Below are 25,171 nucleotides of genomic sequence, written 5' to 3' on the forward strand. Positions count from 1 at the left end.
TTTATTTCTCGCGGAAAAGGTTGCAGTTACCACCAAATGGTGGCGACTGGTTCTTTTTTTGCTTGCTTAAAAGACAGGAGATCACCGATGACTAAGCACCTTTATGCAATATGGTTGGGGGATGTGTTATTTTGCTTCTCTGGCGAAACTTCGGAGCCTAAGGTTGACGCTTGGACCCGAGTGGTGAAGCGGCTGGAGCTGCAGGGAGGAGTGCGCCCCTTTGCGAGTGCTGCTCTGCGGTTGGCAGAAGTGAAATATCCGGCTCCTCCTGTAGAGGGAAAGCCAGCACGACGTGGATTGCCCGGGCGGACATTCGAAGGGCTTGCCTTAGTCCCTAGCGATGCATTTGAACTACTTCTGGCATGGGATGAGACGTTGTGCCGAGATCAGGGAGTGGAGCCTGGCGGCGAATTGCGCTATTGGGCAGCGGCAGCCCGCTTTGCGCTGGAGCTGATGGGTACTGGGGGAGTTACGCCAGGAGCCTTGCCACCGCGTCCGGTAGGTTCGCGTCGACGTGGTGGTGAACAGGCAGCAACAGTCTGCTGGTCTCCGGCTTTTCGAAAGCAGGAGGATAAGGAGATCTTTCTGCAGCTGGCAGCATCCATGCCGGTGTTGGCTCTAGGGACGCATATCGCTGAGGCGGGGGATTTATCCTCGCGGGAAGAGGCTGGCGCCTATGTGTTGTACTCCTTTATGCAGGCAGTAATGACTGCAGAGATAAAGAAAGTGATTGCGGGCATTGAAAGTGAACTTACACCTTACAAAGCCAACTATCGCCGCGGTTATTCCCCTTTAACGGAGTTATGGTGGAATAGCCTTCTTACAGGAAGCAGGGATATACCTGTTCAGGGAACTCAAGCAGAGGTGACAGATCTTCTGGCTACCGTGAATGAGACCGCTGGAAGTGATGTGCCGCAATCTGAACCTGAAGAAGCGCGGAGCGGTCAGCTGGGTCTTGGGCTACGTCTCGAGCCACCTGGAGATAATGACGAAATCTGGCGGTTAACCTTCTGGGCAGAGAACAAGGAAGAGGGCGAATTCTGGATTCCGGCGAAATCCATCTGGAGCAGTAAGGAGCGAGAGTTTACGTTATGGGGCAAACGCTATCGCAATATACAGCAGCAGCTTCTTATAGCGCTGGGGCGAGCAGCAAGAATCTCTCCTGATATTCAGCGCGCTCTTGATAAGCCTGCACCCACGGGAGCGGATTTGGAACCAGAGCGTCTTTATTTCTTTTTGAAGGAGACGGTGCAGCAGCTGCGTGAGCGGGGAATAACCGTGCAGATGCCATCGCGCTGGAGCCGTGAGGGACGCCGCCGGATTGGCATGAAGATGAAAATGCAGCCGAATGTTAGTGGAATTGATAGTCCTGCACCTGTGGCTCTTGGGATGGAAGAGTTGATTTCATTCCGCATTGAAGCTTCACTTGGGGAGAGTACAATCAGCGAAGAAGAATTGAACGCATTAGTGGAAGCTGGCGTACCTTTTGTACGTTTCCGCGGGGAATGGATTGAAGTAGACCCTAAAGAAATTCGCCAGGTTCTTAGATATATGAAACGCCACGAAAATGGGGAAATGACCGCAGCCGATTGGATGCGGCTAGAGGCTGAGGATGGCGATGAGCGACTCTGGAAAGGGATGTCGGTCACGGGGATGGAAACATCCGGGCTATTGTCATCGCTGATGCGGGGAGACATTTTGCGTAATCTTCCGGTCCGCCCGGTGCCTGAAGGTCTGCATGGAACGCTAAGACCTTATCAGGAGCGCGGTTATCAGTGGCTTTCAGTCCTTAGTGGTCTGGGCTTTGGAGTGTGTCTGGCTGATGACATGGGTCTCGGGAAGACGGTGCAGGTCATCACCTGCCTGCTGGATCGGGCATTAAGTGCTCCACCTGAAGAGAAGCAGGAGCCTGTGCTGATTCTATGTCCAACATCACTTCTGGGGAACTGGCAACGGGAATTACAGCGCTTTGCACCTTCGCTCAAGGTTCACATTCATCATGGTGGACGCCGTGTGCGGGGGGACAGCTTTTTAGAACTGGCTGCCAGTCATGATATCGTATTGACGACCTATCACTTAGCGGGCCGTGATAGTGAGGATTTAGCGAATGTTCACTGGTCCACTGTGGTGCTGGATGAAGCCCAGTATATTAAGAATCATCGGACGAAACAGGCACAAAGTGTGATGAAGCTATCAGCGCCGCATCGCATAGCTATGACAGGGACTCCGGTAGAGAACAGACTAGGGGAATTATGGTCTATTTTTCACTTTTTAAATCCGGGCTATTTAGGGACCTACCATTCCTTCCGGCAGCGTTATGTGTCTGGTGAGGGGGGAGAACGACTGCGGGAATTGCATCGTTTGGTGTCCCCATTCTTGTTACGGCGCTTAAAGAGTGATCCGGATATCTCTAAAGATTTACCGGAGAAGCTGGAGCTGAAGTCTTATTGTCCGCTGACGGAGACACAGGCAGCCCTGTATCAGGGTGTTGTGGATGAAATGCTTGGCGTAATTGGAGAGAGCAGTGGGATGGCTCGCAGAGGACTCGTATTGTCTTCTCTGACGAAGTTGAAGCAGATTTGTAATCATCCACAGCTCTTCCGCAAAGAAGAAGGGCGGGGTCCGCGAAATGAACATTCCGGTAAAATGGAGGTCATGTTCGAGATTCTGGACAGCATTGCGGAAGTCGGAGAATCTGCGTTGATTTTTACTCAATATGTAGCAATGGGTGAGCTCTTGGTTAGCAAGCTGACTAAACGTTATGGAACGGCACCATTGTTCTTGCACGGCGGAATTCCAAAACGAGAGCGCGACGAGATGGTCCATGATTTTCAAGAGGGGAAAGGTCCATCCTTCTTCGTACTTTCGCTTAAAGCGGGTGGCGTAGGGCTGAACCTTACAAGGGCTAACCATGTTATCCATTACGACCGTTGGTGGAATCCGGCAGTTGAGAATCAGGCGACAGACCGGGCGTTCCGGATTGGTCAGGATAAAAATGTTCAAGTGCATAAGCTGATTTGCCAAGGTACGTTGGAAGAACGCATTGATGAATTGATTGAACGTAAGAAAAATCTTTCCGAGCAAGTTGTAGGCTCTGGCGAAACATGGTTGACTGAGATGTCTAATCATGAGCTGAAGGAGCTTATTGAATTGCAGGATCAGGACTGGATGTAAGATAGATATGAGTTTTACGGAGGGATCAAACAATGAGTGAACGGTTAGAGATGCGGCTGGAAGTTGTGCCTGGATTAGTGAAAGCAGCATGGACGGTGCTACCTGGGAAAGTGACGGGAGGCTCACGGTCAAAAGGTGAATCGAATACCGGCGCTCCTGCTCAGGAACAACAAGCAAATCAACCTCTCTCTCTGAAGGTTCCGGTATGGCATGCTTCCCGAAGAAAAGAAATATTGCGAAGTCTGGCACTAAGTCCAGGAGAAGTATTTGCCTTGCTGCAAGGGCGTTTGACGGGTGAGCTGGCTGAACTTGAGCTTTTGCCTACAGATAGAGAGCTGGAGCAAGCCCTTTTTGAGGGTGAGGAAGTGGAGCATAAGGCGGAGACGCTGAGGCTTATTAAAGAACGTCTTGCTGAAGAGCCGTTACTGGCGCTTTCGCTGAGAGGGTTTACTAAAGGAGAGCTCTTGGACGGGATTTTTGCCCTTTGGGCTGAAGGGGATATTTCCAGCGACGAAGCTGAAACAGAGGAAGAAGAAGTCTCGGTTAGTGATCTTTCTACGGAATTGGCTCGGCTTGAACGTAAGGGGCCGGCTATTTCCTCTGGAGAATGGCTGGCAGAAGCGGCTGCTGAAGGTTCGCTACATCAGCCTGGGCCACAGTTCCATGAGATTGCAGCTAGACCGTTTCCTTCGCCGATAGTTGTAGCTGAAGTTACAGAAGACTGGGGAACGTTGCTACCGCAGACACCTAAAGCCATTGAGGGATTAACTTTGATTATGCAGCGGGTTGCAGAAGCGTCTGCACGACGGGCCAATAAGGGTCTGATTAAGAAGTAGCTGGACATACGAAAGCCGCATCTCTGATGAGAATGCGGCTTTTAATTATTCTAATGCTGTTCACTGGAGGGAGAATCACCCTCGGAAAGTTCTAGAATCTCACGGCGAAGACGCAGCATTTTCTGATCTAGTTCATCAGCGGCGCGCGCGGCTTCTTTTAGTTCCTCGGCAACATGGGAAGGAAGCTGTTTATCGAATTTATAATACAAAATATGCTCCATGCTTGCCCAGAAGTCCATAGCCAGGGTGCGCAGCTGTATCTCAGCCTTGACCCAGCGTGTTCCTTCCAGCAGGACGAGCGGGATTCCCACTATAAGATGAAGGCTTTGATATCCGTTTGGTTTAGGATGAGCTATATAATCTTTAATCTCAAGCACGCGGATGTCTTCGCGTGTACTAAGATGGTCTACTAAACGGTATATATCTTTAACAAAGGCACATACAATCCGCATTCCGGCAATATCGTGAATATATTGCTCCATATTTTCCAAGCTGAAACCGTAGCCTTTGCGCTCCATCTTTTGAAGAATACTCTTGGGTTCTTTGATTCGGCATTTGACATGTTCGATGGGACTGAAGCCGTCGCGGGATTGCCATTCCGTCTTAATTACATCGATTTTATTCTGAAGATCATTTAACGCGTGACGATAAAGGGCCGGCAAAGCTTCGAACTCGTTTATCAGTTTGGCGAAATCCTCGTTGCTGTTACCTTGCCACTGTTGCAGATCCTTAACGTGTACTTGTAGCTGACTAAGCGTAAGCTGTGTGCTCTCATGTTCTTCCACTGAAACTCTCCCGATTTCGTTATTTGTGATAATTCTATTTTAACCGATGTAGAACCTCTGACGCAAAATTACATTCAAAATCAGGAAATATAACCCATAAGTGTAAGGGGGAAGTGGCTTAAATCAATTAGTCTGGATTTTATAGGAACATTCTCCTCTAAATCGCGTATTAAAGCACATTAATGAATCTACTCGATACATTTGGTATGATAGAAACACGTATCGCTGGAGAGGGAGGAACTGTAATGAGTTTTATCAAAAAAATTAAAGATAGCGCGAGCCGGGTTACCGAAAAAGCCCAAAACTCAGTAGAGATCGGCAAGATGAACGGACTTATTTCCGATGTTGAACAAGAGATGGAAGTTGAATTTACGAAAATGGGCAAGCTTTTTTACGAAGGATATCGTTCAAAGGATATGTCGGTAGCTGAAGGTAAAATGGTGGAGCTATCCCGTAACTGTTCCAAGCTTCAGGAAAAAATTGAAGTTCTGCGGACGAGAATTGCTGAGCTGAAAAATGAGCGGCTATGTTCATGTGGTCATATTGTGGCGCTTGATGCTAACTTTTGTCCGAAATGCGGAAGTAAGCTGGAGCCGTTGTCCGCTTCAAGAAGGGTGCCTTCTACACCGGTATTTGTTCAATCTGTGAATGAAGATGATGAAGATCAATATTATGGTGCGGATGAGCTTACGGATGAAGAGAAGGAGATTGCGATGAAGCTGCACCCGCAGAGTGTGGTGTACGCTGAAGTTCAGCACCCGGATGATGAGCTGCCACTCGAAGAATATAAGGCGAGTGAACAAGATATTGAGCGGGAACGTAAACAAGCTGAGCAGCTGGAACGTGAAAGAAAAAGACAACTTGAGCTGGATCGCCGCTTTGGGGAATGGCACAAGAATGAGCATCAGGAGGAATCTGCAGTCACTGAAGATAACGGTGTGCGAGATATGATCCAGTGCCAAATTTGTCGAAATGAATTACCTAAGGGCTCCTTATGGTGTCCGAGATGTGGATCAGAGCAAATATAGTACGGATTTCAGTCAGCTTAGGGGGACAACAAGATGGAACAGCTGCTGCTGCATCTGCGCAATCTGGGCTTCACGGAGATGGAGTCCAAAATTATGGTAGAGCTTGCGACAAAAGGCCAGGCTTCTGGCTATGAGGTTGCCAAACAGCTCGGAGTTTCAAGATCGAATGTGTACGCGGCGCTACAACGCCTTACGCAGCAGGGATATGTACGATGTGGCGAAGGAGAACCTGCGCGGTACAGTGTTCTCAATCCAGAGGAGCTCGCGACCATGATCTCGGGACGGGTGCAAGCTTCACTGGCATATATGGAAAGTGAGATGCCTCGCGGTGGACCTGTTAGCCCTTCGTTTTATAATGTGGAAGGTGACCGCAATGTATTGGGCGCTCTTATTCGCCAACTTAATATGGCTGAGCAAGAGATCGTAGTGGATATGTGGCGTGAGGAAGCGTCACTTCTGCGGAGTGAACTTGAACAGGCGGAGTTGCGTGGCGTTAGACTCTTATGGGCGTTTGACGGAGGCAATGCTGCTCCGGCCTCTTATCCGGTATGGCCGCCTCTCGGAAGAGATTCGCAGCGACAGGATGGACGGAAGTTCTCATTCGTGATCGATCGGAGCTGGTGTATGCTCGGGATGCGCTATGAAGATGGATCAGCGCAAGCGGTTGTAACCGAGCACCCGGTGTTAGTGGATCTGCTATTGAATCATTTTTCACAGGAAATGGTATTGTTCGAGCTGGAGCAGGATATGGGCGCCGAATTAGAAGAACGTTATGGTGAACGTTACAGCAAAATTCACAGTAAATATGTAATGTATGATCCAGGCGATGATGGGGAAGAACAGGCGCAGTAGCTATTACAGGGAGGTGAAAAGCATGGAATGTATCGTACATTTTGAAGTGGTGCATGAGGATGGTCCTAAAAAATTGCGCGGACTGCTGTTTCTGGATAAAGGAGCAAGTCCCGGAGAAGCAGAGCTAGTTGAAATGTTCAAGGACATGAAATTTAACGTGAGACTGGAAGACCGCGAGAAATTGATCTTTAAGCCGGTAAATCCGGGCGATTTCGTGGAGATTCGAATTACGGGTTATGATAACGGGCAAGAAAAGAGCAAAGATGATCATAATTTAAAATCTATCGCCCGAAATTTATTGCCACAAAAACCGACAGGTCTTTAAAGTGGGGAGAAAGGATTCATTGATGGGAGAGGAGGAGCACTATGGAGCTGTTGAGACAAAAGGTGTTGAAAGAAGGTATTGTACTCGGGCAAGGCGTGCTCAAGGTAGATTCTTTTCTGAATCATCAGATGGACCCCTTTCTAATGCGTGAGGTTGGCCGTGAGTTTACCCGCCGTTTTTCCGGCGAAGAGATTACGAAGGTACTGACAATTGAATCTTCGGGGATTGCTCCGGGGATTATGACGGCATTAGAGCTGGAGGTTCCGCTGATTTTTGCCCGTAAGCAGAAATCGTTGACACTGACAGAGGACATTTATGTAGAAAAGGTTTACTCCTTCACGAAGAAAGAAACGAATGAAATTACCGTTTCCAAGAAGTTCATTGCTCCGGGTGAGCGGGTTCTGATTGTCGATGATTTCTTGGCGAATGGCGAAGCCGCCTTCGGGCTTGCTCGTATTGTTGAGCAGGCAGGGGGAAGCGTGGTTGGGATTGGTATTGTGATCGAAAAAGCATTCCAGCCGGGGAATCGGCTTCTGCAGGAAGCTGGCTACCGGGTAGAATCGCTCGTGCGAATCGCTTCGCTGGAGGATGGAAGAATTTCTTTCGTGGAAGAAGAGGAAGGGCTGCTTAGCTGAGATTCTTTAGTGTAAATTCGAAGGAAGTTAACATTAAAACAGCAAGAGACAGGTTTATAAGCCTGTCTCTTGCTGTTTTTTTTGTGTTATGCAACGGGTATGGTTTACCCGTTGCCACCGCATGCCGCTGCAGGATCGGCGTGGCGCTGCACGCTAACCGCCGCCAGCGGCGAGAGCACCCGCAGCGCCCCTGGCTCGCAGCGTGCGGCAAGCGGCCCGTTGCCGAAGCTCTCGCCATCGCCGATCGCCGGCCGGGCCTCTGCGAAGTTGACGGCTACGCTACGTCCACGCAGCATCGACACGAAGGGCAGCGCTATATGCTTGCCCTTCAGTACCGTTGGGAACAGCCGCAGCAGTTGCCCGCGGCTGCACCCATGTACGACGCAGACGTCGAGCTGGCCGTCATCGGCCTTCGCCTGCGGGCAGATCAAGAGCCCGCCGCCGTAGCTGGGCAGGTTGCAGACCGAGACCAGCCATGCCTTCTCAAAGACGTGCTCCGTCCCGTCGCACGCAACACTCACCCGGCATGGCTTAAACGTCATCAGCGTATGTAATATGCCGATGATATAAGCCAGTTGGCCTGCGCCAATGGCGTTGCACAGCCGTTTGTAACGGCTGGCATTCACATTCTCGGCCACCTGTGCATCAAAGCCGTTGGCAACGGCTGTTAAAGTCAGTCCATTTGCACCTGAGATCAGATCAGCTTCGATATATCGCTCGCTAAGTGCGGCTTCCAGTGCAGCTTCAGTCGAAAGCGGAATGCCGAAGCCGCGTGCGGAGTCGTTGCCGGAGCCGGCTGGAATGATCGCCATGGGAATATCTTTGCCGCGAAGGGCACCCAAAATGCTGTGCAGCGTGCCATCGCCGCCGATTATAATCGCGGCCTTCCAGTCCTCACGGTGTTTAAGTGTATTTAGAACGAGAGCTTCTGCACCCTCTGCGCTATGCGTAAACAAGGTCATATATGGCAGCATCCGCTCTTTCATGAGCGCCTCTACAGTATGCCAGGTCCGCCCGCCTGCGCCCCCGCCGGAACGTGGGTTTATGATGAATAGATACATTTAAATTCCTCCAGCCTGTAGAATTCCGTTGATGCCCGTCTTTCCATTGTAAGGAGTGGATGGGCAAAAGGGAATACTTTTCAGCGATAAGAGGTGTTAGTTCAGTGGTACTTATAGATGTCGAATCTGACTTTCCGCGATATCCCCCACCCAAGGAAGCTTATACCATCTGCTGCTCAAAGCCTGATAGATCATAAGTAGCCATATAGCAAAGCTGCAAAGAGAAAGGATTGCACTCATCAGGGAGCCGAGGAAAGGAATAAATCCGGTTAGAACATGGAGGATCATCAGCACGCCGAACGTAAGCAGGGATTGCAGAGCGTGGAACAGCACGAAACGGTTGCGTTTCTCCAGAGCGAGAAAGATCACACCGCCAATAAAAGGAAAAAAATAGCACAGCGCGCCTGCAATATTATCAGGCAGTCCGGTGGATGATTTGAAAGGGGACAAAGGGTTCACTCTCCTTCTACTTGGACAAGAAGGGATGGGGTTGGTTAGCCAACCCTTCTTCCTTAAAGCCTATGACTTGTCAGGAAAAAGTATGTTTAGCTCATTGAGGGTATAATATATTTTTCCAACAGTTTACGAGGGCTCTTCCAATTGTTTGTCTTGCTCTCTGCTGTAAAGACCACAACCGCATCTAACTTTGGCAGGAGAAGGATTTGCTGTCCGCCATGCCCATGCGCAAGCTTGTAGGGTTGACCGCTCATTGTACCCATCCAGAACTGATATCCATAATCTCCAAAAGCCGGATATCCCGTAGTCTGTGCGGTTAGCGCTTCTTGCAACCAATGATTTGGAATGATCTGCTGCTCTGCATATACACCGTCATTAAGTAAACAAATTCCGAATTTAGTCATATCTCTTGAGTTCAAGTATAGACCAATATGTCCCATACTGTGTCCCTCAGGACTTGGTAACCAAGCGGTGTGAGTCATTCGGAGAGGGCTAAATAAATGCTCAGCTGCATAGGTGAACGCATCGAGACCTGTACTTTCACTAAGAATCATCGAAATCAGATGGGAGTCAATACTACGGTATTGAAATTGACCGATATGTTCCGGAATTATGTTCATACTAAGGGCAAAGGAACCCCAGCGTCGACTACGATGGAGATTCCGGACGAAAGGCTCTCCTAGCTTTTTGCCCGTGATCCAGCTAAATCCGGAAGTCATGGTGAGCAGATGACGGAGAGTGATTTTGGATAAATGAGGGGAGTGAAGGTATGGAACATGTTTACGTAGTACCTTGGAAACCGAAATATCGATATCGGGGATATCTCCCCGATCGATAGCAATTCCGGTAATTGCGCTGATAAAGCTTTTGGTAGCAGATCTAAGATCATTTAATGTCCCGGCATGATGGTTGCCGTAGTATCGTTCGAAGATTAGCTTACCGTGGCGGGCAATAAGCATACTATGCATCTTTGGATATTCCTTTTGAATTACACAATGAGCCTGTTCAAGACCTTCCCGACGCGTTGCAGTTTCCTCTGGTAGCGCGATGGTCATCGCGGGAACTATGTTATAAGCTGAAGTCAGCAATGGTGTAGTTTGGCCCATAGAGTTCTCCTTTTCTTGCTGTGGTAAGTAATAGGTGTGGCCAGCTATAGAGCATATTGTATTTTAACCCGACACGACGAATATGACTTACGATGATCATTATAAAAAATAAAAATTTTCCAATTAGCACATTTTACAAGGAAAGGTGGAAGTTGGACCGGAATATGATACAATATAACGATAAGGCCCGAAAGGGGTGATTCAGTAAGTGGCTCTTCGGGTAATAAAAGTGTCAAGGAGCTATCGTTCATCAGGCGTCCTTACTCTCAGCCCAAATCACGACGAACCTGCTTCACCGGCGAACCAGTATCTCAAGGCTTTGAAGCTTTGAATTTTACGTTTTGGCGGATAATGCAAGCCACGTATGTGTAATGGTTACTTCACTTGCATTCGAGGTTACGGCGTACTTTTCATCATGCATTCTCTACAACGGAGCATTCATTTTCAATGTTTTGGGAGGGAACTGATCATGGCAAGTAAAGGTCATAACGAAGTCAAGGAAAGTTTACGGGAAATGACACGCATTTTCCGGCCCAAAGATCCCAAGAAATTCGTAAAGGAGTACGTCCGAAAATATCGGATTACCGGAGGCTATGAAGAAGAACTGACCATGGTCGTGGAGCATGAGCTGGTAAAGATGAATTCATCCGTCTCCTAGCTAACAGATACGAGTGTCACTTACTTACTTTTGACATCATTTTGAGTAATAACATCCACGAGGATTCTTATAAACCGTGCCCGAGCAACGTTTGTTGCAGGAATCGGTTTTTTTTGTATGTACATTTATGAATAAGAAATATTGTCTCTCATAAAATAGTCAAATGAATTAATAGACACATTTCACAATGAATGCGCTTTAACGATCATTTTTTATTTGATTGCGTTTTCAAAAAAACGCATAAATGCAGGCGGGACAAGGGATTATTATGTCGAAAATTACAATGTGAACTAGTTGTGAACGATTGACAAAACTTTCCCTTAAACTTATATTAATAGTGATTGTTATAATTGACAGAAAAAAACAGGAACCTACGAAATCGGGAAAAGCGGGGTAGATCAATGATGAAAACGTGGCAGGCTGTAAAGCGACTCCTTCCCATGACCGCTATGTTTGGTCTCTTTCTTGCCGGGTGCGGCCGTGAGGACTTGTCAGTGCTCAGACCACAGGGGCCTCAGGCGGAAATGTCTTATGGATTAATGGAGCTGTCGATCAGTATTATGATCGTCGTGTTGCTGATTGTCTTTACGATTGCAGCTTATGTACTGATCCGTTTCCGTCGAAAGCCGGGTCAGAATGAAATCCCTGAGCAGGTTGAGGGTAGCATCAAGCTTGAGATTCTCTGGACGGTCATTCCGCTTATCCTCGTAGTGGTACTGGCAGTTCCAACGGTGAAGGCAGTATTTGCCGCAGGAGATGATCATGCCAATGACAAGGATGCGATTAAGGTTAAAGTAACCGGCCACCAATATTGGTGGGAGTTTGAGTATACCGATTACAAGGTGACTACAGCGCAGGATCTAATTATTCCAGTAGGCAAGGACATTGCTTTTGAACTGGAAACTAAAGACGTGCTGCACTCCTTCTGGGTCCCTTCCCTTTCCGGTAAAATCGATACTAACCCAGCCGGAACGATTAACCGCTTCAGCTTCAGTGCACCTAATGAAGGCGTTTACCGCGGAAAATGTGCGGAGCTATGCGGACCGTCTCATGGATTCATGGAATTTAAGGTGAAATCGGTTAGTGAACAAGATTTTCAGAAGTGGATAGATTCCATGAAAGCACCTGTAGCTGTGCTGCCGGAGGATCCTGCTTTAGCTGAGAAATTCAAAGCAGCGTGTCTGACTTGCCATGCTGTAGGTGATCAAGGGATTAATAATGCGCCGAACTTGACCGGAATTGGTTCTCGGGAGTCGATAGCAGGGATCCTGCTAAACGATGATACGAGGGAAGATGGTGCGCCAATTGAGGAAAATCTCAAAACATGGCTGCATGATCCACAATCGGTAAAACCGGGCAATCTGATGCCTAACCCCAAAGATCTAGGCCTAAGTGATGCGGAGATTGACGGCATTGCTGAGTATCTGGCCAACTATAAGCTGGACTAATGCCTTAGCCTAAAGGCGGGCGGAACTTTCGAAAAAGGGGGTACGAACTTTGGCTCAAGCAGCGCATACCTTGAATTCATCCAAGCCTCTGGGGCATGGCCACAGTGTGAAGCGCCATACAGGACTTATGGATTGGCTAACAACCGTCGATCATAAAAAAATCGCAATTTTGTACCTATGGGCCGGAGGATTATTTTTTGGTATCGGCGGGATTGAAGCACTTCTGATTCGCTGGCAACTCATCAAACCAATGAATGACTTTTTGGACGCCCAAACGTTTAATGAACTCATTACTATGCATGGTACGACGATGATCTTCCTCGGCGTCATGCCAGTCATCTTCGCCTTAATGAATGCCGTCATACCGCTACAGATTGGTGCGCGTGACGTAGCCTTTCCTTTTCTAAATGCTCTTGGCTTCTGGACCTTCCTGTTCGGCGGAATTCTACTGAATCTCAGCTGGGTAATGGGTGGCGCTCCTGATGCCGGATGGACCTCCTACACCCCACTATCTACGAGTACATACAGCACTACACATGGTGTAGACTTTTATACGATCGGTCTTCAAATTGCCGGATTAGGTACCCTTATCGGGGGGATTAATTTTCTAGCCACGATCATTACGATGCGTGCGCCGGGAATGACCTACATGCGGATGCCGATGTTTGCTTGGACTACTTTTATTACTTCCGCAATTATTTTGTTTGCATTTCCAGCAGTTACAGTAGGTTTAGTACTGCTGACATTCGACCGGATTCTTGGAGCCAATTTCTTCGAGGTTGGAGCTGGGGGTAATCCGGTGCTATGGCAACATATCTTCTGGATATTTGGTCATCCGGAAGTATATATCCTCATTCTACCTGCCTTCGGAATTATATCGGAGGTCATCCCGACTTTTTCGCGTAAGCGACTGTTCGGGTATAGCTCGATGGTGTTCGCTACCATCCTGATTGCCTTCCTGGGCTTCATGGTTTGGGCTCACCATATGTTCACTACCGGACTTGGTCCTGTAGCCAACGCGTTGTTCTCTGTTTCGACGATGCTCATTGCAGTTCCGACCGGAATTAAGATTTTTAACTGGCTGTTCACGATGTGGGGCGGGCAAGTGCGTTTCACGACACCAAACCTGTTCGCGGCAGGATTTATTCCTACCTTTACAATGGGTGGTGTAACTGGTGTCATGCTGGCATCGGCGCCTGCTGACTTTCAGTTCCATGACACGTATTTTGTTGTAGCGCATTTCCACTATGTTATTGTCGGCGGCTTGGTGCTTGGCTTGTTTGCAGGTCTGCATTATTGGTGGCCGAAGATGTTCGGTAAGATGCTAAGTGAGAAGCTGGGCAAATGGACCTTCTGGACATTTATCATCGGATTCCATCTGACCTTCTTTGTACAGCATTTCCTTGGACTTATGGGGATGCAGCGCCGTGTATTCACTTATTTACCGAATCAGCAATTTGATTTGCTGAATTTAGTCAGTACAATCGGTGCTGGGCTGATGGGTGTCGGTACGATTATTTTCTTAGTGAATTGCTTCATAACTTCAAGAAAGCCAGCAGATGCAGCGGATGATCCGTGGGAGGATGGACGTACGTTGGAATGGACGATTCCTTCGCCACCGCCGGAATATAACTTCAAGCAAACGCCGCTTATCCGTGGTATTGATGCATTTTGGAAAGAAAAAATGGCAGGAAATAAAGGTATGACTCCGGCAGAACCGGTAGGCTCGATCCACATGCCGTCTGCAACCATATTGCCGTTTACTATGTCTGTTGGGATATTCATCGCTGGACTTGGCTTTATGTTTAGCCGGGATGACTTCGGTAATGCCTTTATGAGCTTTTTATTTAATAATTATATCGTTACTGCGATTGGTCTTATTATTACATTTGGATCTATGCTGATACGTTCACTGTATGATGATCACGGATGGCATATTGAACCCGAAGAGCTGGAAGGAAGTGAGCGGACATGACAACGGCACACGCAGAAGCTTCTAAGGACACCCTTCCGCACGAGCCGGAAAAAGCTACGCTCGAAGGCCGAAACAAGGTACTTGCCTTTTGGTTGTTTCTCGGCGGAGAAGCGGTGCTGTTCGGCACGTTGTTCGCTACGTTTCTTGCACTGCGCAACCAAACGAATGAGGGACCTTCAGCGAATGAGCTGTTTCACCTGCCGCTTGTAGCTGCTGCAACATTCCTTCTCCTGGCAAGCAGTCTGACCAGTGTATTCGCTATCCAGGCGATGCATAGAAACCGTCCGGCAGTGCTTCGTAACTGGCTTTTGGTGACTGTAGCCTTAGGGCTAAGCTTCCTAATTCTAGAGATCTATGAGTTTACTCAATATGTAAGACACGAAGAATTCGGAATGACTACAAGTGCATTTAGTTCGGCATTCTATACACTAGTAGGCTTTCACGGTGCGCACGTAGCCTTCGGGATTGCATGGATCTCCATCCTGATTGGGCAACTTATGCGTAAAGGATTAACCGTAGTTACTGCACCGAAGATATATGTGTCAGCTATGTACTGGCATTTTATTGATGTGGTATGGGTCTTCATCTTTACGGTTGTATACCTACTTGGAAAGGTGGGCTAGACACTATGACGACAGATCAGCATGTGCCAGAGAACGGCGGGTATAAGCATCGTCATCGGCATGAAGGACCACAGAGGCATATTGTTGTCTTTATATTGTCCATTGTCTTGACCTTAATTGCTTTCGCCGCTGTTGCGGCTGGAGGGGTGAATGCCACCTTTGCAGTTATTCTTCTACTGGTAATGGCAGTCATTCAGGTCATTGTACAGATGGGTTTCTGGATGCACCTGAAGGATAAAGGACATCTAATGCCGATTATCTTTATGCTGGGTGGTTTCTTTATCGCTGGTACCTGTATTATCATGTCGCTGTATTGGGTTTGGTGGAATTAACGGACAATAAAGAAGAGGTGGGCTGAGATGCCCCCTCTTTTTGATGTTCTAATAGATCCTGCGTTAGGGGGTTAGGGTTATGCTGGGATTACAATACTTTAGCTTTGCTGAACTATGGAGCCCGCTTTTTCTGGCGGTTATGCTGCTGCTGACGGCGGGATATTTCGTTTGGATTGGTCCGATTGCCGGACGTTATGCCGATGCAGCTCCGGTTCCATTCTGGCGGAGAGCGCTATTTGTGTGCGGAATGCTTGCGCTTTATCTGGCACAAGGGGGCCCCGTTAGTCTATTAGGGCATATAATGTTTTCCTTCCACATGGTTAGTATGGCCTTGTCATATCTGGTGGCGGTGCCGCTGATTATGCTGGGGATTCCAGATTTTATCTGGCGGAGGATACTGAAAGTAAACCCATTTCGTAGGCTGTCTTTTTTAGCTCGACCGGTGGTAGCTGCTCTAATGTTTAACGGACTATTTTCCTTGTACCATATTCCTGTTATCCATGATTATGTGATGCTGCATTTTACCGTTCACCGGATCTACTATATTGTTTTGTTCCTAACAGCCGCCTTAATGTGGTGGACGCTGATCAATCCGCTACCGGAGCGCCGAATGGCGAGTGGATTGGGCAAGATTGGGTTTATTTTTCTAAATATGGTATTGCTGACCCCGGCATGCGGACTGATTATTTTTGCAGATCAACCGCTCTATGCCACTTACAGTGATCCAGAGACTTGGGCACTTGCTATGGGCTATTGCATATCGGGTGATCCTTCTGCCTTACTACAGAATTTTGGAGGTCCTGCGTTCTTTGAGTTATTGTCACCAAAGGTGGATCAGCAGGTGGGAGGCATTGCGATGAAGTTCATTCAGGAATTTATTTTTGCCTCTATGCTTGCTTATGTGTTCTATCATTGGTATAAAAAAGAGAACGGACAAGACGACGATGAGTTTTCGACGCCCTCCTCTGCACTTGAGGAGAGTACCTTGACCCGTGCATAACTGGTAGACTGCCAAGGAGGAGAATCATGGATATTTTTACGGTGTTTCCAACTATTAGCACATCGTTCATCGTACTCAGTGCGGTGCTCGTAGCTATTGGCTGGTGGCTCATCATTAAGGGCAAACGCGAGGCGCACAAGAAGACGATGATTGCTGCCGCAATCGCCGCGCTCCTGTTTTTTATTGTTTACGTATCTAGAACGTTGTTCGTGGGAAACACCTCATGGGGCGGACCCGATGAACTGCAGACGATTTATCAAGTGTTTCTGATCTTCCATATCGTGCTGGCAACAGTAGCAGCGGTATTCGGACTTACTACGTTAACTCTTGGATTTAAGGCGAAGTACTCCAAGCACCGTAAGTGGGGCAGAGTGACATCTATCATTTGGTTCATTACTGCGATTACTGGCGTTATGGTGTATGTGCTGCTTTATGTTCTGTATCCAGGCGGACACACTAAGCCGGTGTGGGAAGTTATTTTAGGCGCGTAGGTTAGTTGCGTGAAAAGGTAAATTGGTAGTGTGAATAGAGCATGTGAATATGCGTGTGAATATGTCATGCGAATTGTATCTGATTTGTGTGAATAGGAATGAATAAGCCTGTGTATCTGCGTTTCCCTTAATAGGGATAGTGGATGACGGGCTTATTTTTGTTACTGGAATTGGGATACCTTTGTCTGGTCGTAAAATTGTATTGTGAAACCACTCGTGATTGGATTAGTGCTTGGAGCGGCACAGTGGGGAGAACAGAAAAGTGGAGGATGGCACCAGTTAAAAGAGTCGGTGGAGTGGAGTATGGAACTTGGTAGGAGATCCGAGCGAAATGGGGTCTGGAAGAAATGGAACTGGCCGAGTGGAAAGGAGTCTGGAAGAGTTGGGAAAGAAAAGCGAGAAGGGAAAGCGAGAAGAATAGTACTCAAAAGTAATCTATTTGCTTACTTTTAGGGAAAACCTCCCTGAAAAAGATGAGCTTTGTGTTCGGAAAATGATAATTAGGGAATTCCTCCCTGTTTTTTAACTATTTTAGCGCTAAAACGCAGAAATGGCTGATTTTTAGGGAGGATTTCCCTAAAAACGTTGATTTCAGGCTAAATCAAAGAAATTTGAGGGAGATTTTCCCTAATTGTTGATTCTACTTCATATGATGTCTTACCTCAGTAGTACCCACCGAGCATTCGCATTCCATCCAGCGGCATCCAATTGAGCATTCACACATCCACCGAGCATCAGCATCCATCCAGCAGTAGCACCCAACTGAGTATTCACACCCACCGAGCATTTGCATCCATCCAGTAGTAGCACCCAACTGAGTATTCACACCCACCGAGCATTCGCAACACATTGAGCGAAATACGCTCAGCCCCCCGCACCCTACACATACTGCTCTTTAGCGAAGCCGCAATGAAAATCGCCATTGTCCATATCCTTCGCTCTCATACTACCTCGGCATCCCCACCATTTAATCCTCTGATTAGTTAATCCCAATAATGATTCAGTAACTCACATGCAAAGCCACCTCCAAAGACTTGGAAAGTTACATCTCCTAATGCCCTTGGATATTTTCCATTTACAGGATTGACAATGGTAAATTAAGGACATATACTGTGTATATAGATATATACAGTAAGCACAGGGATATGAACACCTGCTTCTGCAAGACGCTGAAGACATTGTAAAGCGAGGTTAGCATTAATGAGAACAATAAAGGATTCGTGGTTTATTGTGTGCTCTGATTTTCGAGGAGACAAATTAAAAGTATTAGGAACGTTCCTAACTACAATTATATTTATGGGTTATCTGGCAGGGATGACTAGTTTGGTAACAAATGACGTATTAGCTGATCAAGATCGGACAATGATAGCGGATTTTTTACTTCTCTCATTAATGCCGTTACTCGGAGTCACATTCTCCCGTCGTTCTATGAAATATTGGAGTGAAGACTCCTACACGAGAATGCTGGCTTACTTACGATCTTTACCGATTCCTCTGAATGTGGTATTAACTCGTAGAAAGTTTCAGGCAATAGGCTCCTTTACTGTTAATGGTGTATTGTTCTTCGGAATTGTCTATATGCTCGGTGAGAATTACCGCAAGGAGATGGCATTACCCGCGTTTATTGCTTTTGCTATAACTTGGATCGGTGTCGGACTCATTGTTTCAGGACTGTATATTTTCATTGAATATTTATTTAGCGGTAAAGCTTATCTAGGGCTAACAGTGCTAATCGTAGTGATATCTTGGGGAATATCGTTCTTGGTTTTACTAGGGGGAGGAAACCTATTCTTGTATAGCATCTCCGTTTCCAAGGAGTGGGGGCTGCTATCTCCGATCATGTGGGGAACGCTTCTGCTAGGTACAATATCTGTGCAATTATTCTCTAAATGGACTATCCATCGACTGAAGAGTCGCGATCTCGTATGAACAATGTGAAATGGCAAGGACGGCGCTCTAGCAAGCTAGAGTGGAAGGCGAGGTGTAAACATGTGGATACCTGTACAAATCAACGAAAATAGTGCTGAACCCCTCTACCATCAGATAGAGACTCAGCTTAGATCATTAATCATTAGTGGGGTCATTACAGAAGGAACGCTGCTACCCTCCATTCGTGAATTCGCTGGAGATCTGAAATGTAGTGTGATTACGGTACGACGCGTGTATCAGGATCTAGAGAACGAAGGGTTGCTACGAACAAGACAAGGAACAGGTACCTTTGTATCCCATGTAGGTGCCTCTGCAATGGAGGAATATAAGCGGGAAGCGATCAGCAAAGCCCTCGAGAGCGCAGTCGACATCGGCAAATCGGTACATTGCAGCAAGGAAGAGCTTGAGGAGATTTTTCAGGAAATTGTAGAACTTAAATATAGGGAACAGGAATGAAAGGCGGGCGCTAACTCACATGGTACAGATGGCGATAGAATTGCGGAATGTACGCAAACAGCGGCGTAGCAAGACAATTGGACCGCTAAACCTGAATCTGCCTCAAGGTTATATTACAGCTTTGGTAGGTCAGAATGGATCTGGCAAAAGTACGCTACTGAATCTACTGCTCCAGCTGACGAACCCAGAGGAAGGCGATATTTATTGGTTTGAAAATAAGTACGATAGCGAGCTGCCACTAGAGCTTCGACAGTCTATTGCATACGTTCCTGAGAATTCGATTTCGGAAGAAAATCACTGGAATGCGGAACAAGCGGCCCGATTTCGAAAGCATTGGTATCCGAACTGGGATGAGTCGTTTTTTCAGGAGCTGATGGATCGATTTGAAGTCCCGTATCATATGAAACTTTCGAAGATGTCTAAGGGCGAGCGTCGAAAATTTGAAATTGCTGCAGCTCTTGCGTCACGTCCACGTCTGTTGTTACTGGATGAACCCTCTTCTGGGCTTGATCCTTTTGCCTGGAAGATTATGATGGAGACGCTTCGTAAGTATATGGAAGAGACTAATGCAACGATGATTATCTCTACACACATTGTGGAAGAGGTACGGCGGCTGGCAGATTATATCGTGCTTATGCATAGGGGTGAACTGCTGGGTATGGCCGAAAAAGACAGTCTATTCGGTGCTTGGACCGAGGTGTGGGTACATGTTGCAGATGAAGAGGAGCTTGCTGAGTTGTCAGCGGAATTACCGGGTGGCATAAACTTTACCATGGATACACCGGGTGTAGCTTCTTTTATCATAGAACAATTTTCTAAGAACGAGAAACGCATTCAGGACTTGGGCGTAAAGGTTATCAAGAGTCGCAGTTTGGAATTGGACGAAATATTAGGCTTATGGACACAGGGACACCGTCCTATCCTGATTGATCACAAGAGAGGGGACTAGAGAAATGGAAGCCTTAAAGCTGGAAAGTGTAATGAAGCAATATGGAGAAAAAACCGCTGTAAACGGAATTAACCTAACGGTAGGCAAGGGGGAAATTTACGGATTACTGGGGGCAAACGGTGCAGGAAAAACAACCACAATGCGCATGGTGCTTGGCCTAATTTACCCTGATGGCGGGAATATTTTGTATAATGGAAAGCCGTATAACAGCGAACTTCAGCAAATCATGGGCTATCTACCCGAAGAAAGAGGATTATATCCAAAGGTAAAGGTAAGCGATCAAATCGTCTACTTGGCACGTCTTCGCGGGATGTCGGCTAGTGATGCGGATAAGAGCCTTCGCTACTGGCTCGATCGGTTTGAGGTTCCGGATTATTACAATAAGAAGATTGAAGAGCTCTCCAAAGGGAATCAGCAGAAAATGGGCTTTATCGCCGCAGTTGTTCATAAGCCGCAAATTCTTATCCTTGATGAAGCCTTCAGTGGTTTGGACCCTGTTAACGTGGAACTACTGAAAGATACGGTAAAAGAATTGCGTGATCAAGGAACGAGTATCTTATTCTCAACGCACCGGATGGAGCATGTTGAAGAGCTTTGCCGTAATATTACGATTTTGGATCGTTCCAATACTGTCGTACAGGGCGATATTCGTACGATTAAGAGTGGGTATCCTCGTGAACAAGTATTGTTGCGTACGGATAACGAAGTGACCGGTCTAGAATCAATTGCAGGTGTAACAGCAGTACAGCGACAGGAGCGAGGTTATCTGTTGTCAATCAGTGAGATCGGCGCAGCACAACGTATCCTACAGCAGGCGATGGCGCAGGGTGAAGTGGAGCATTTTGAAATTAAGGAACCAACGTTAAATCAAATCTTTATCAGAGCGGTGGGTGAATCTCATGAATAAGATGGGGACAATTATTGGCTTTACCTTTAAAAATAAAGTAAGAACGAAATCATTCATGATTACTACGTTAATTCTAGTGTTGCTGCTCAGTATTGGGATGAATCTTCCGTACATCATCGATCAGTTTAAGGGTGATTCTACAACAAACGCAGAGACTCAAATTGCTGTGATCGCGGAAGAAGGAAATCAGGCGGCAGAGTTGTTGAAGGCCTATACTTCACCTGAGGGAATGCCGCAGGCAAAAGTTGTGCAGTATACTTCTGCCGATGATGCGGAGCTAAAGAAAGCTTTAGATGAAGGGACTGTAGAAGGGTATGTTACTTTTGCAGAACCGACTGGTGAAGGACTTCCACCCGTTACTTATTATAGTGAGAATGGTGAATTGAAGGGCGATGTACAAATCTATCTCCAAAATGCCCTTCAGCAGGCCAACACCCAGTTCGTCGTTGGCGACAAGCTGACGCAGGAGCAGATTGCTGCTATGTCAACACCGGTACAGATCGCTACTCAGCAGCTCAACCCTGATGGGACTGCGGGAGATAAGGATGCGTCGCAGGAATCCGCTCCAGCTATTAATTACGTCATTGTATACGCCATGCTTATGCTGTTCTTCATGTCTATCATGATGACCGGTAATATGATCGCGGCTGAGATTACTTCAGAGAAGAGCTCACGGATCATGGAGATTCTGATTACAAGTGCCTCACCTTTAGCGCAAATGTTCGGTAAAGTTATCGGTGTCTTCTTAGTAGGATTATTACAGATTGGCGTCATTATCGCAGCGGTAGTTGTCAATCTTAAGCTTCCGCATAATGCAACGATTTTGAAAGATTTAGATCTGGATTTAGGCCAGCTTAATATTAACTTGTTGCTTTATGGGATTGTTCTTTATGTACTAGGTTATTTCCTCTATGCCTTGATGTATGCGGCTGTAGGTTCGATTGTCAGCCGTACAGAGGATCTTGGCCAAGCGGTTATGCCGATTATGATGTTAGGCTTCGTAGCATTCTATGTTCCGCTGTTTAGTATCTCCAATGCGGATACTCTGCTGGTTAAGGTAGCGAGTTATGTGCCTTTCACCTCTCCATTGACCATGTTGCTCCGAATTGGTGTTGGTGAAGTAGCGATCTGGCAAGTTATTGTATCATTAGCCATCTTGCTTGTTACCACGTTCATCTTTGGATGGTTGGCTGCCAAGATCTATCGCACAGGCGTATTGATGTACGGCAAACGTCCAAGTATTAAAGAGATCAGAAAAGCGATGAAGGCTTACAAGATCTAAGTGGCTTCATATAAACTTTTAAGGAGTGGTAATCATGACTAAAAGTGAACAATACAATATGATGCTTTTAATGAGTTCGGTATCTCTGGCTACGGTTAGTAGAATGCTCTCGACCAATGGGTCCGCTTTGATGGATTTCACTCAGGGTGTATTGACTGGTATTGCCATGGTGGGGATGATTGCGGGATTGTGGATGTACGGTAAGGCACGTAAGAGTAAAGCGTAATAGTAGGAAATAAGGAAGCCACGGCAGATGCCGTGGCTTTTTTATATGCTCGAAAAGAGTGAAAAGCAAAATGATCGCGTTAGCAAAATTCAGTTCGGTATTTGTGTAATTTTAGTGAAAAAAAGTACAAAAAAGGAATTGATGATATAAGCTAAGATTAGTCTCTTAAAAAACTTCTTATTTAAATGAGCAATAACGTGATTATTAGAGAAAGCATATAGGGGAGAGGTTCAATGAGCAGGATGAGGTATTTCACTAAGGTGGAATTCTACAATTATAGGGCGGATAGCGGTGGTGAAAAAGCTGGTTATTATGCTTTGATCTTTTTTGTTTATAATGCCTTAATCATTTATTTATTTGGTCTATTGATGTATAAAACCGATTTTTTAGAACGAGCAAGGCTTTATTATTCAAATGAACATTTATTTAAATTAGCCATCTATAGTCCTATTTTCATTCTTGAATTAGCGCCATTGCTATTCTTATTGAGGTCAAAGAAGGAGAACCTGCAGAGCATTGGATTAACTACTTCTAATACTGCAATATCTATTCTTCTAGGTATTGTTGGGGCCATTCCTTTTACCTATCAAATTATTCTAGACTTCATTCTACATAAGAAAGAAATTCAATTGGAAGGAGCAAATCTGTGGGTAGAGTTCTTAATACTCTTCATTTTCACTGCACTGCCTGAAGAATTAATGTTCAGAGGTTATATCCAGACTCGAATTACAGGCTTGATTAAGAATAAATATCTTGCCATTGTAGTGGTTGGATTATTATTTGCGTTGATGCATATTCCTTTTCAAATGAGTATGGTTAATATGACCTTTATGGATTATTTAATTACTAATTGGGTGTATATGATTCAATTGATGGTTATGCATATATATTTTGTCTATCTTTATACTCGAAATAATAATATCCTTGTCCCAATCATTAGTCATACCCTCATAGATTATATTCAATTATATATAAAGTAACTCCCACGGGAGGGTTGAAATACTGAATGTCAGCCCTCCAACTACGCTAGTTAGCTTTTCGGCCAAAGTGAGCTCCGAGGGCTATACAACGGACAAATTACCGCTGGGCAGCAAATCCTCTTGAGCAGTCATTTGCTCCCGCACATGTCTAAGCTGATCTTTCAGTACAGGAACACTCTTTTGCAGGATAATGCTAATTTGAGGTAAAGATAGCTTTAGGCCATACCACATCACTTTTACGAGCTGTTCCTCCCAAGGCAGTGCCTTGGCAGACAGAAGAGACCGGCGTGCGTAATAATCGGCGCACTGACGGATACAAGAGCGGTAAGCTTCGATAGAGAATAGCTGGCTGTCGAAGCTTTTTTGACGGAATATTTTATGAAGCTCTTTAAAAGTTCGGATAGTAACTCTCTCGGCTTCTGCTGATTGTTGTAACAACATAGAACTGAGCGCATAGATATCATTCGTATTCTTTTGAACACACTCTGCAAATATAGTTCTACGGGGCGATCCGGCAGGTAAGGGGTCAGGCATGATAAACACGATCCTTTCAGAATGGGTTATGGGATGAACCTATAATATAGAAAAGTAAGAAATGGATTTGTTGATAAGCTCGGCGGTATCAGGTTCTGGATAACTATGCTTTTGAAGCGCAATACTGGATACGGACTTAGATGGTTTATAGTATAGCCGCCCCCCTCTGGAATCTCTTCCACCGGCAACAGCTCTGTACAGACGACCTTGCTGGATATGATCTGCCAATGATTTACCCTGCAGCTTGGCTTTTAAATCCTGTAAAGCATCTTGCACTAGCTCAAACTGAGTCTGATCCCACTCTGAACCATGGGTACGTACTTTATCTATCGCTTCCTCAAGCCGGCAGTGGTATATCATTCTGAGAAAAGAACTCCATTTAATAAGGTCGAAGGTTTTAGTATTGGCTGAGATAAGACATGCCCCCCAGCTGCTACCCCCTTTACAGGTAAGTTTCAGGATGCCATACCGGCTGCCTGGATCAGCCTCCATTCCATAGTGAATAGGCTCAGGTGAATCAAAGACGAATACTTCAATGCGAGATAGTCTTCGCTGGTCCATGACAAGTTTCTCCTCCCTAGGGTTCCAAAAGCTTAAGCTCAACATGGTGAGTAAGGTTAGCCTTCTCTATACAGGCGAGCATTTCAGCTTCGTTCTCACAGACTGCGGCATGCTCCAGCCATAGTCGGAATTTCTGTTTACGTATAATGGATAAATGTAAGGGGAAGGTGCTGCGGGATCTCATTACGTACCAACCAATAGCAACGTCCTTCCAAGGTTTCTTAAAGGGGGCGAGCCACGGAAAACATTGGTGTGCGGACCAATCCTGCAGCTGCTGCTTTTCTCTGATACTTTTATATATTTCGTATATAATTCTTCGGTCCATACAGTACTCACAAGTAGAAGGGCTGCTGAAATGGCGCAAGGATTCAATTTGGTTCTGACCAAATGCATAGCCGACAATAGTTCTGTGATGATCCTCTTCGAACCATAACGCTCCAAAGCAAACATAATTTAGACTTATCGGCTCAAGCAGCCCTTGCTGAATTCCCCAATAATAGTGTTTCATTCCTTTCACCCCGTCCAGCATGCTATTACCCGGGTAGGTTCAGGTAACGCAAAA

Annotated in this window: 28 protein-coding genes; 21 read left to right on the forward strand and 7 right to left on the reverse strand. The window is 46.3% G+C overall.

All coding sequences use genetic code 11. The features are described 5' to 3' along the window. The first annotated feature begins 87 nt into the window (after nt 1–87). A complete protein-coding gene (locus tag R50345_RS02410) occupies nt 88–3,174 on the forward strand; it encodes a DEAD/DEAH box helicase (RefSeq protein WP_042123786.1) in 3,087 nt (1,028 codons plus the stop codon). 32 nt (nt 3,175–3,206) lie between these two features. Continuing rightward, nucleotides 3,207–4,010: a hypothetical protein gene (locus R50345_RS30055; RefSeq protein WP_052414438.1), complete on the forward strand. Its 804-nt coding sequence runs from the start codon at nt 3,207–3,209 to the stop codon at nt 4,008–4,010. A gap of 50 nt (nt 4,011–4,060) precedes the next feature. On the opposite strand, the gene R50345_RS02420 is transcribed toward R50345_RS30055, so the two are convergent. Then, on the reverse strand, nt 4,061–4,735 hold the full coding sequence (locus R50345_RS02420) for a GTP pyrophosphokinase (protein WP_042131811.1): 675 nt from the start codon (nt 4,733–4,735) through the stop codon (nt 4,061–4,063). A 305-nt stretch (nt 4,736–5,040) separates the two neighbouring features. Here R50345_RS02420 and R50345_RS02425 point away from each other — a divergent pair, with 305 nt between their 5' ends. Genes R50345_RS02425 through R50345_RS02440 form a run of 4 tightly spaced genes read left to right on the forward strand, consistent with a single transcriptional unit; the run spans nt 5,041 to nt 7,635 of the window. Continuing rightward, the gene (locus tag R50345_RS02425) at nt 5,041–5,823 is read left to right on the forward strand and encodes a zinc ribbon domain-containing protein (RefSeq protein ID WP_042123788.1); all 783 of its coding nucleotides are present in this window, start codon (nt 5,041–5,043) and stop codon (nt 5,821–5,823) included. Between the two features lie 33 nt (nt 5,824–5,856). Then, nucleotides 5,857–6,675 carry a TrmB family transcriptional regulator gene (locus tag R50345_RS02430; protein ID WP_042123790.1) on the forward strand — a complete coding sequence of 273 codons (819 nt, stop codon included), beginning with the start codon at nt 5,857–5,859 and terminating at the stop codon, nt 6,673–6,675. A 22-nt stretch (nt 6,676–6,697) separates the two neighbouring features. Further along, complete coding sequence (locus R50345_RS02435) at nt 6,698–7,000, forward strand: hypothetical protein (protein ID WP_042123792.1); 303 nt, start codon at nt 6,698–6,700, stop codon at nt 6,998–7,000. A gap of 41 nt (nt 7,001–7,041) precedes the next feature. After that, nucleotides 7,042–7,635 carry a xanthine phosphoribosyltransferase gene (locus R50345_RS02440; protein ID WP_042123794.1) on the forward strand — a complete coding sequence of 198 codons (594 nt, stop codon included), beginning with the start codon at nt 7,042–7,044 and terminating at the stop codon, nt 7,633–7,635. 104 nt (nt 7,636–7,739) lie between these two features. Here the strand turns inward: R50345_RS02440 and R50345_RS02445 are convergent, their stop codons facing one another. From R50345_RS02445 to R50345_RS02455, 3 genes are all read right to left on the reverse strand, one after another. After that, complete coding sequence (locus tag R50345_RS02445; RefSeq protein ID WP_042123796.1) at nt 7,740–8,696, reverse strand: diacylglycerol/lipid kinase family protein; 957 nt, start codon at nt 8,694–8,696, stop codon at nt 7,740–7,742. A gap of 111 nt (nt 8,697–8,807) precedes the next feature. Continuing rightward, nucleotides 8,808–9,146, reverse strand: coding sequence for a DUF4870 domain-containing protein (locus tag R50345_RS02450; RefSeq protein ID WP_042123799.1), 339 nt, complete (start codon nt 9,144–9,146; stop codon nt 8,808–8,810). A 95-nt stretch (nt 9,147–9,241) separates the two neighbouring features. Continuing rightward, nucleotides 9,242–10,258 carry a serine hydrolase domain-containing protein gene (locus R50345_RS02455; protein ID WP_042123801.1) on the reverse strand — a complete coding sequence of 339 codons (1,017 nt, stop codon included), beginning with the start codon at nt 10,256–10,258 and terminating at the stop codon, nt 9,242–9,244. Nucleotides 10,259–10,727: 469 nt separating this feature from the next. On the opposite strand from R50345_RS02455, the gene R50345_RS02460 reads away from it, so the two are divergent. From R50345_RS02460 to R50345_RS02530, 15 genes are all read left to right on the forward strand, one after another. Beyond that, nucleotides 10,728–10,916, forward strand: a complete 189-nt coding sequence (locus tag R50345_RS02460) for a hypothetical protein (RefSeq protein ID WP_042123803.1) — start codon at nt 10,728–10,730, stop codon at nt 10,914–10,916. Between the two features lie 401 nt (nt 10,917–11,317). Continuing rightward, entirely contained in the window at nt 11,318–12,364 is a 1,047-nt protein-coding gene (gene coxB, locus R50345_RS02465; protein ID WP_042123804.1) for a cytochrome c oxidase subunit II, read from the forward strand. 127 nt (nt 12,365–12,491) lie between these two features. Beyond that, the gene (ctaD, locus tag R50345_RS02470) at nt 12,492–14,339 is read left to right on the forward strand and encodes a cytochrome c oxidase subunit I (RefSeq protein WP_042131812.1); all 1,848 of its coding nucleotides are present in this window, start codon (nt 12,492–12,494) and stop codon (nt 14,337–14,339) included. After that, nucleotides 14,336–14,962: a cytochrome (ubi)quinol oxidase subunit III gene (locus R50345_RS02475; protein WP_042123806.1), complete on the forward strand. Its 627-nt coding sequence runs from the start codon at nt 14,336–14,338 to the stop codon at nt 14,960–14,962. The genes ctaD and R50345_RS02475 overlap by 4 nt, the downstream gene beginning before the upstream one ends. A 5-nt stretch (nt 14,963–14,967) precedes the next feature. Further along, nucleotides 14,968–15,294, forward strand: a complete 327-nt coding sequence (locus R50345_RS02480; protein WP_042123808.1) for a cytochrome C oxidase subunit IV family protein — start codon at nt 14,968–14,970, stop codon at nt 15,292–15,294. A 79-nt stretch (nt 15,295–15,373) separates the two neighbouring features. Then, on the forward strand, nt 15,374–16,294 hold the full coding sequence (ctaG, locus tag R50345_RS02485) for a cytochrome c oxidase assembly factor CtaG (protein ID WP_042123810.1): 921 nt from the start codon (nt 15,374–15,376) through the stop codon (nt 16,292–16,294). A 26-nt stretch (nt 16,295–16,320) separates the two neighbouring features. Next, nucleotides 16,321–16,785 (forward strand): DUF420 domain-containing protein, encoded by a 465-nt coding sequence (locus R50345_RS02490; protein WP_042123812.1) that lies wholly within the window; start codon nt 16,321–16,323, stop codon nt 16,783–16,785. Between the two features lie 204 nt (nt 16,786–16,989). Beyond that, a complete protein-coding gene (locus R50345_RS02495; protein ID WP_042123813.1) occupies nt 16,990–17,238 on the forward strand; it encodes a hypothetical protein in 249 nt (82 codons plus the stop codon). 747 nt (nt 17,239–17,985) lie between these two features. Then, nucleotides 17,986–18,714, forward strand: coding sequence for a hypothetical protein (locus tag R50345_RS02500; protein ID WP_042123814.1), 729 nt, complete (start codon nt 17,986–17,988; stop codon nt 18,712–18,714). 60 nt (nt 18,715–18,774) lie between these two features. Continuing rightward, on the forward strand, nt 18,775–19,170 hold the full coding sequence (locus R50345_RS02505; protein ID WP_042123815.1) for a GntR family transcriptional regulator: 396 nt from the start codon (nt 18,775–18,777) through the stop codon (nt 19,168–19,170). Between the two features lie 28 nt (nt 19,171–19,198). Further along, the gene (locus R50345_RS02510) at nt 19,199–20,119 is read left to right on the forward strand and encodes an ABC transporter ATP-binding protein (RefSeq protein ID WP_331281352.1); all 921 of its coding nucleotides are present in this window, start codon (nt 19,199–19,201) and stop codon (nt 20,117–20,119) included. A gap of 4 nt (nt 20,120–20,123) precedes the next feature. After that, nucleotides 20,124–21,026, forward strand: a complete 903-nt coding sequence (locus R50345_RS02515) for an ABC transporter ATP-binding protein (protein WP_042123817.1) — start codon at nt 20,124–20,126, stop codon at nt 21,024–21,026. Next, nucleotides 21,019–22,308 (forward strand): ABC transporter permease, encoded by a 1,290-nt coding sequence (locus tag R50345_RS02520; RefSeq protein ID WP_042123818.1) that lies wholly within the window; start codon nt 21,019–21,021, stop codon nt 22,306–22,308. Before R50345_RS02515 ends, R50345_RS02520 begins: the two co-directional genes overlap by 8 nt. A gap of 34 nt (nt 22,309–22,342) precedes the next feature. Next, nucleotides 22,343–22,534, forward strand: a complete 192-nt coding sequence (locus R50345_RS02525; RefSeq protein WP_042123819.1) for a hypothetical protein — start codon at nt 22,343–22,345, stop codon at nt 22,532–22,534. A 233-nt stretch (nt 22,535–22,767) separates the two neighbouring features. Continuing rightward, nucleotides 22,768–23,514: a CPBP family intramembrane glutamic endopeptidase gene (locus tag R50345_RS02530; protein WP_042123821.1), complete on the forward strand. Its 747-nt coding sequence runs from the start codon at nt 22,768–22,770 to the stop codon at nt 23,512–23,514. Between the two features lie 81 nt (nt 23,515–23,595). On the opposite strand, the gene R50345_RS02535 is transcribed toward R50345_RS02530, so the two are convergent. From R50345_RS02535 to R50345_RS02545, 3 genes are read right to left on the reverse strand one after another with little or no spacing between them, the layout of a single operon-like run. Next, the gene (locus R50345_RS02535; RefSeq protein WP_042123823.1) at nt 23,596–24,048 is read right to left on the reverse strand and encodes a hypothetical protein; all 453 of its coding nucleotides are present in this window, start codon (nt 24,046–24,048) and stop codon (nt 23,596–23,598) included. Between the two features lie 39 nt (nt 24,049–24,087). After that, nucleotides 24,088–24,609 (reverse strand): hypothetical protein, encoded by a 522-nt coding sequence (locus tag R50345_RS30060; RefSeq protein ID WP_052414439.1) that lies wholly within the window; start codon nt 24,607–24,609, stop codon nt 24,088–24,090. A gap of 16 nt (nt 24,610–24,625) precedes the next feature. Beyond that, on the reverse strand, nt 24,626–25,117 hold the full coding sequence (locus tag R50345_RS02545; RefSeq protein ID WP_042123824.1) for a hypothetical protein: 492 nt from the start codon (nt 25,115–25,117) through the stop codon (nt 24,626–24,628). Between the last annotated feature and the right edge of the window lie 54 nt (nt 25,118–25,171).

Source organism: Paenibacillus sp. FSL R5-0345 (assembly GCF_000758585.1).
Taxonomy (GTDB): Bacteria; Bacillota; Bacilli; order Paenibacillales; family Paenibacillaceae; genus Paenibacillus_AQ.

Excerpts from the sequence above, each read along its gene's own strand:
- R50345_RS02525 (WP_042123819.1), top strand. The coding sequence starts at position 22,343 with ATGACTAAAAGTGAACAATACAATATGATGCTTTTAATGAGTTCGGTA.
- R50345_RS02500 (WP_042123814.1), top strand. The coding sequence starts at position 17,986 with ATGAGAACAATAAAGGATTCGTGGTTTATTGTGTGCTCTGATTTTCGA.
- R50345_RS02545 (WP_042123824.1), bottom strand. The coding sequence starts at position 25,117 with ATGAAACACTATTATTGGGGAATTCAGCAAGGGCTGCTTGAGCCGATA.
- R50345_RS30055 (WP_052414438.1), top strand. The coding sequence starts at position 3,207 with ATGAGTGAACGGTTAGAGATGCGGCTGGAAGTTGTGCCTGGATTAGTG.
- R50345_RS02520 (WP_042123818.1), top strand. The coding sequence starts at position 21,019 with ATGAATAAGATGGGGACAATTATTGGCTTTACCTTTAAAAATAAAGTA.
- ctaG (WP_042123810.1), top strand. The coding sequence starts at position 15,374 with ATGCTGGGATTACAATACTTTAGCTTTGCTGAACTATGGAGCCCGCTT.
- R50345_RS02475 (WP_042123806.1), top strand. The coding sequence starts at position 14,336 with ATGACAACGGCACACGCAGAAGCTTCTAAGGACACCCTTCCGCACGAG.
- coxB (WP_042123804.1), top strand. The coding sequence starts at position 11,318 with ATGATGAAAACGTGGCAGGCTGTAAAGCGACTCCTTCCCATGACCGCT.
- R50345_RS02435 (WP_042123792.1), top strand. The coding sequence starts at position 6,698 with ATGGAATGTATCGTACATTTTGAAGTGGTGCATGAGGATGGTCCTAAA.
- R50345_RS02510 (WP_331281352.1), top strand. The coding sequence starts at position 19,199 with ATGGCGATAGAATTGCGGAATGTACGCAAACAGCGGCGTAGCAAGACA.
- R50345_RS02505 (WP_042123815.1), top strand. The coding sequence starts at position 18,775 with ATGTGGATACCTGTACAAATCAACGAAAATAGTGCTGAACCCCTCTAC.
- R50345_RS02440 (WP_042123794.1), top strand. The coding sequence starts at position 7,042 with ATGGAGCTGTTGAGACAAAAGGTGTTGAAAGAAGGTATTGTACTCGGG.
- R50345_RS02460 (WP_042123803.1), top strand. The coding sequence starts at position 10,728 with ATGGCAAGTAAAGGTCATAACGAAGTCAAGGAAAGTTTACGGGAAATG.
- R50345_RS02455 (WP_042123801.1), bottom strand. The coding sequence starts at position 10,258 with ATGGGCCAAACTACACCATTGCTGACTTCAGCTTATAACATAGTTCCC.
- ctaD (WP_042131812.1), top strand. The coding sequence starts at position 12,492 with ATGGATTGGCTAACAACCGTCGATCATAAAAAAATCGCAATTTTGTAC.
- R50345_RS02425 (WP_042123788.1), top strand. The coding sequence starts at position 5,041 with ATGAGTTTTATCAAAAAAATTAAAGATAGCGCGAGCCGGGTTACCGAA.
- R50345_RS02445 (WP_042123796.1), bottom strand. The coding sequence starts at position 8,696 with ATGTATCTATTCATCATAAACCCACGTTCCGGCGGGGGCGCAGGCGGG.
- R50345_RS02535 (WP_042123823.1), bottom strand. The coding sequence starts at position 24,048 with ATGCCTGACCCCTTACCTGCCGGATCGCCCCGTAGAACTATATTTGCA.
- R50345_RS02480 (WP_042123808.1), top strand. The coding sequence starts at position 14,968 with ATGACGACAGATCAGCATGTGCCAGAGAACGGCGGGTATAAGCATCGT.
- R50345_RS02530 (WP_042123821.1), top strand. The coding sequence starts at position 22,768 with ATGAGCAGGATGAGGTATTTCACTAAGGTGGAATTCTACAATTATAGG.
- R50345_RS02490 (WP_042123812.1), top strand. The coding sequence starts at position 16,321 with ATGGATATTTTTACGGTGTTTCCAACTATTAGCACATCGTTCATCGTA.
- R50345_RS02430 (WP_042123790.1), top strand. The coding sequence starts at position 5,857 with ATGGAACAGCTGCTGCTGCATCTGCGCAATCTGGGCTTCACGGAGATG.
- R50345_RS02515 (WP_042123817.1), top strand. The coding sequence starts at position 20,124 with ATGGAAGCCTTAAAGCTGGAAAGTGTAATGAAGCAATATGGAGAAAAA.
- R50345_RS02410 (WP_042123786.1), top strand. The coding sequence starts at position 88 with ATGACTAAGCACCTTTATGCAATATGGTTGGGGGATGTGTTATTTTGC.
- R50345_RS30060 (WP_052414439.1), bottom strand. The coding sequence starts at position 24,609 with ATGGACCAGCGAAGACTATCTCGCATTGAAGTATTCGTCTTTGATTCA.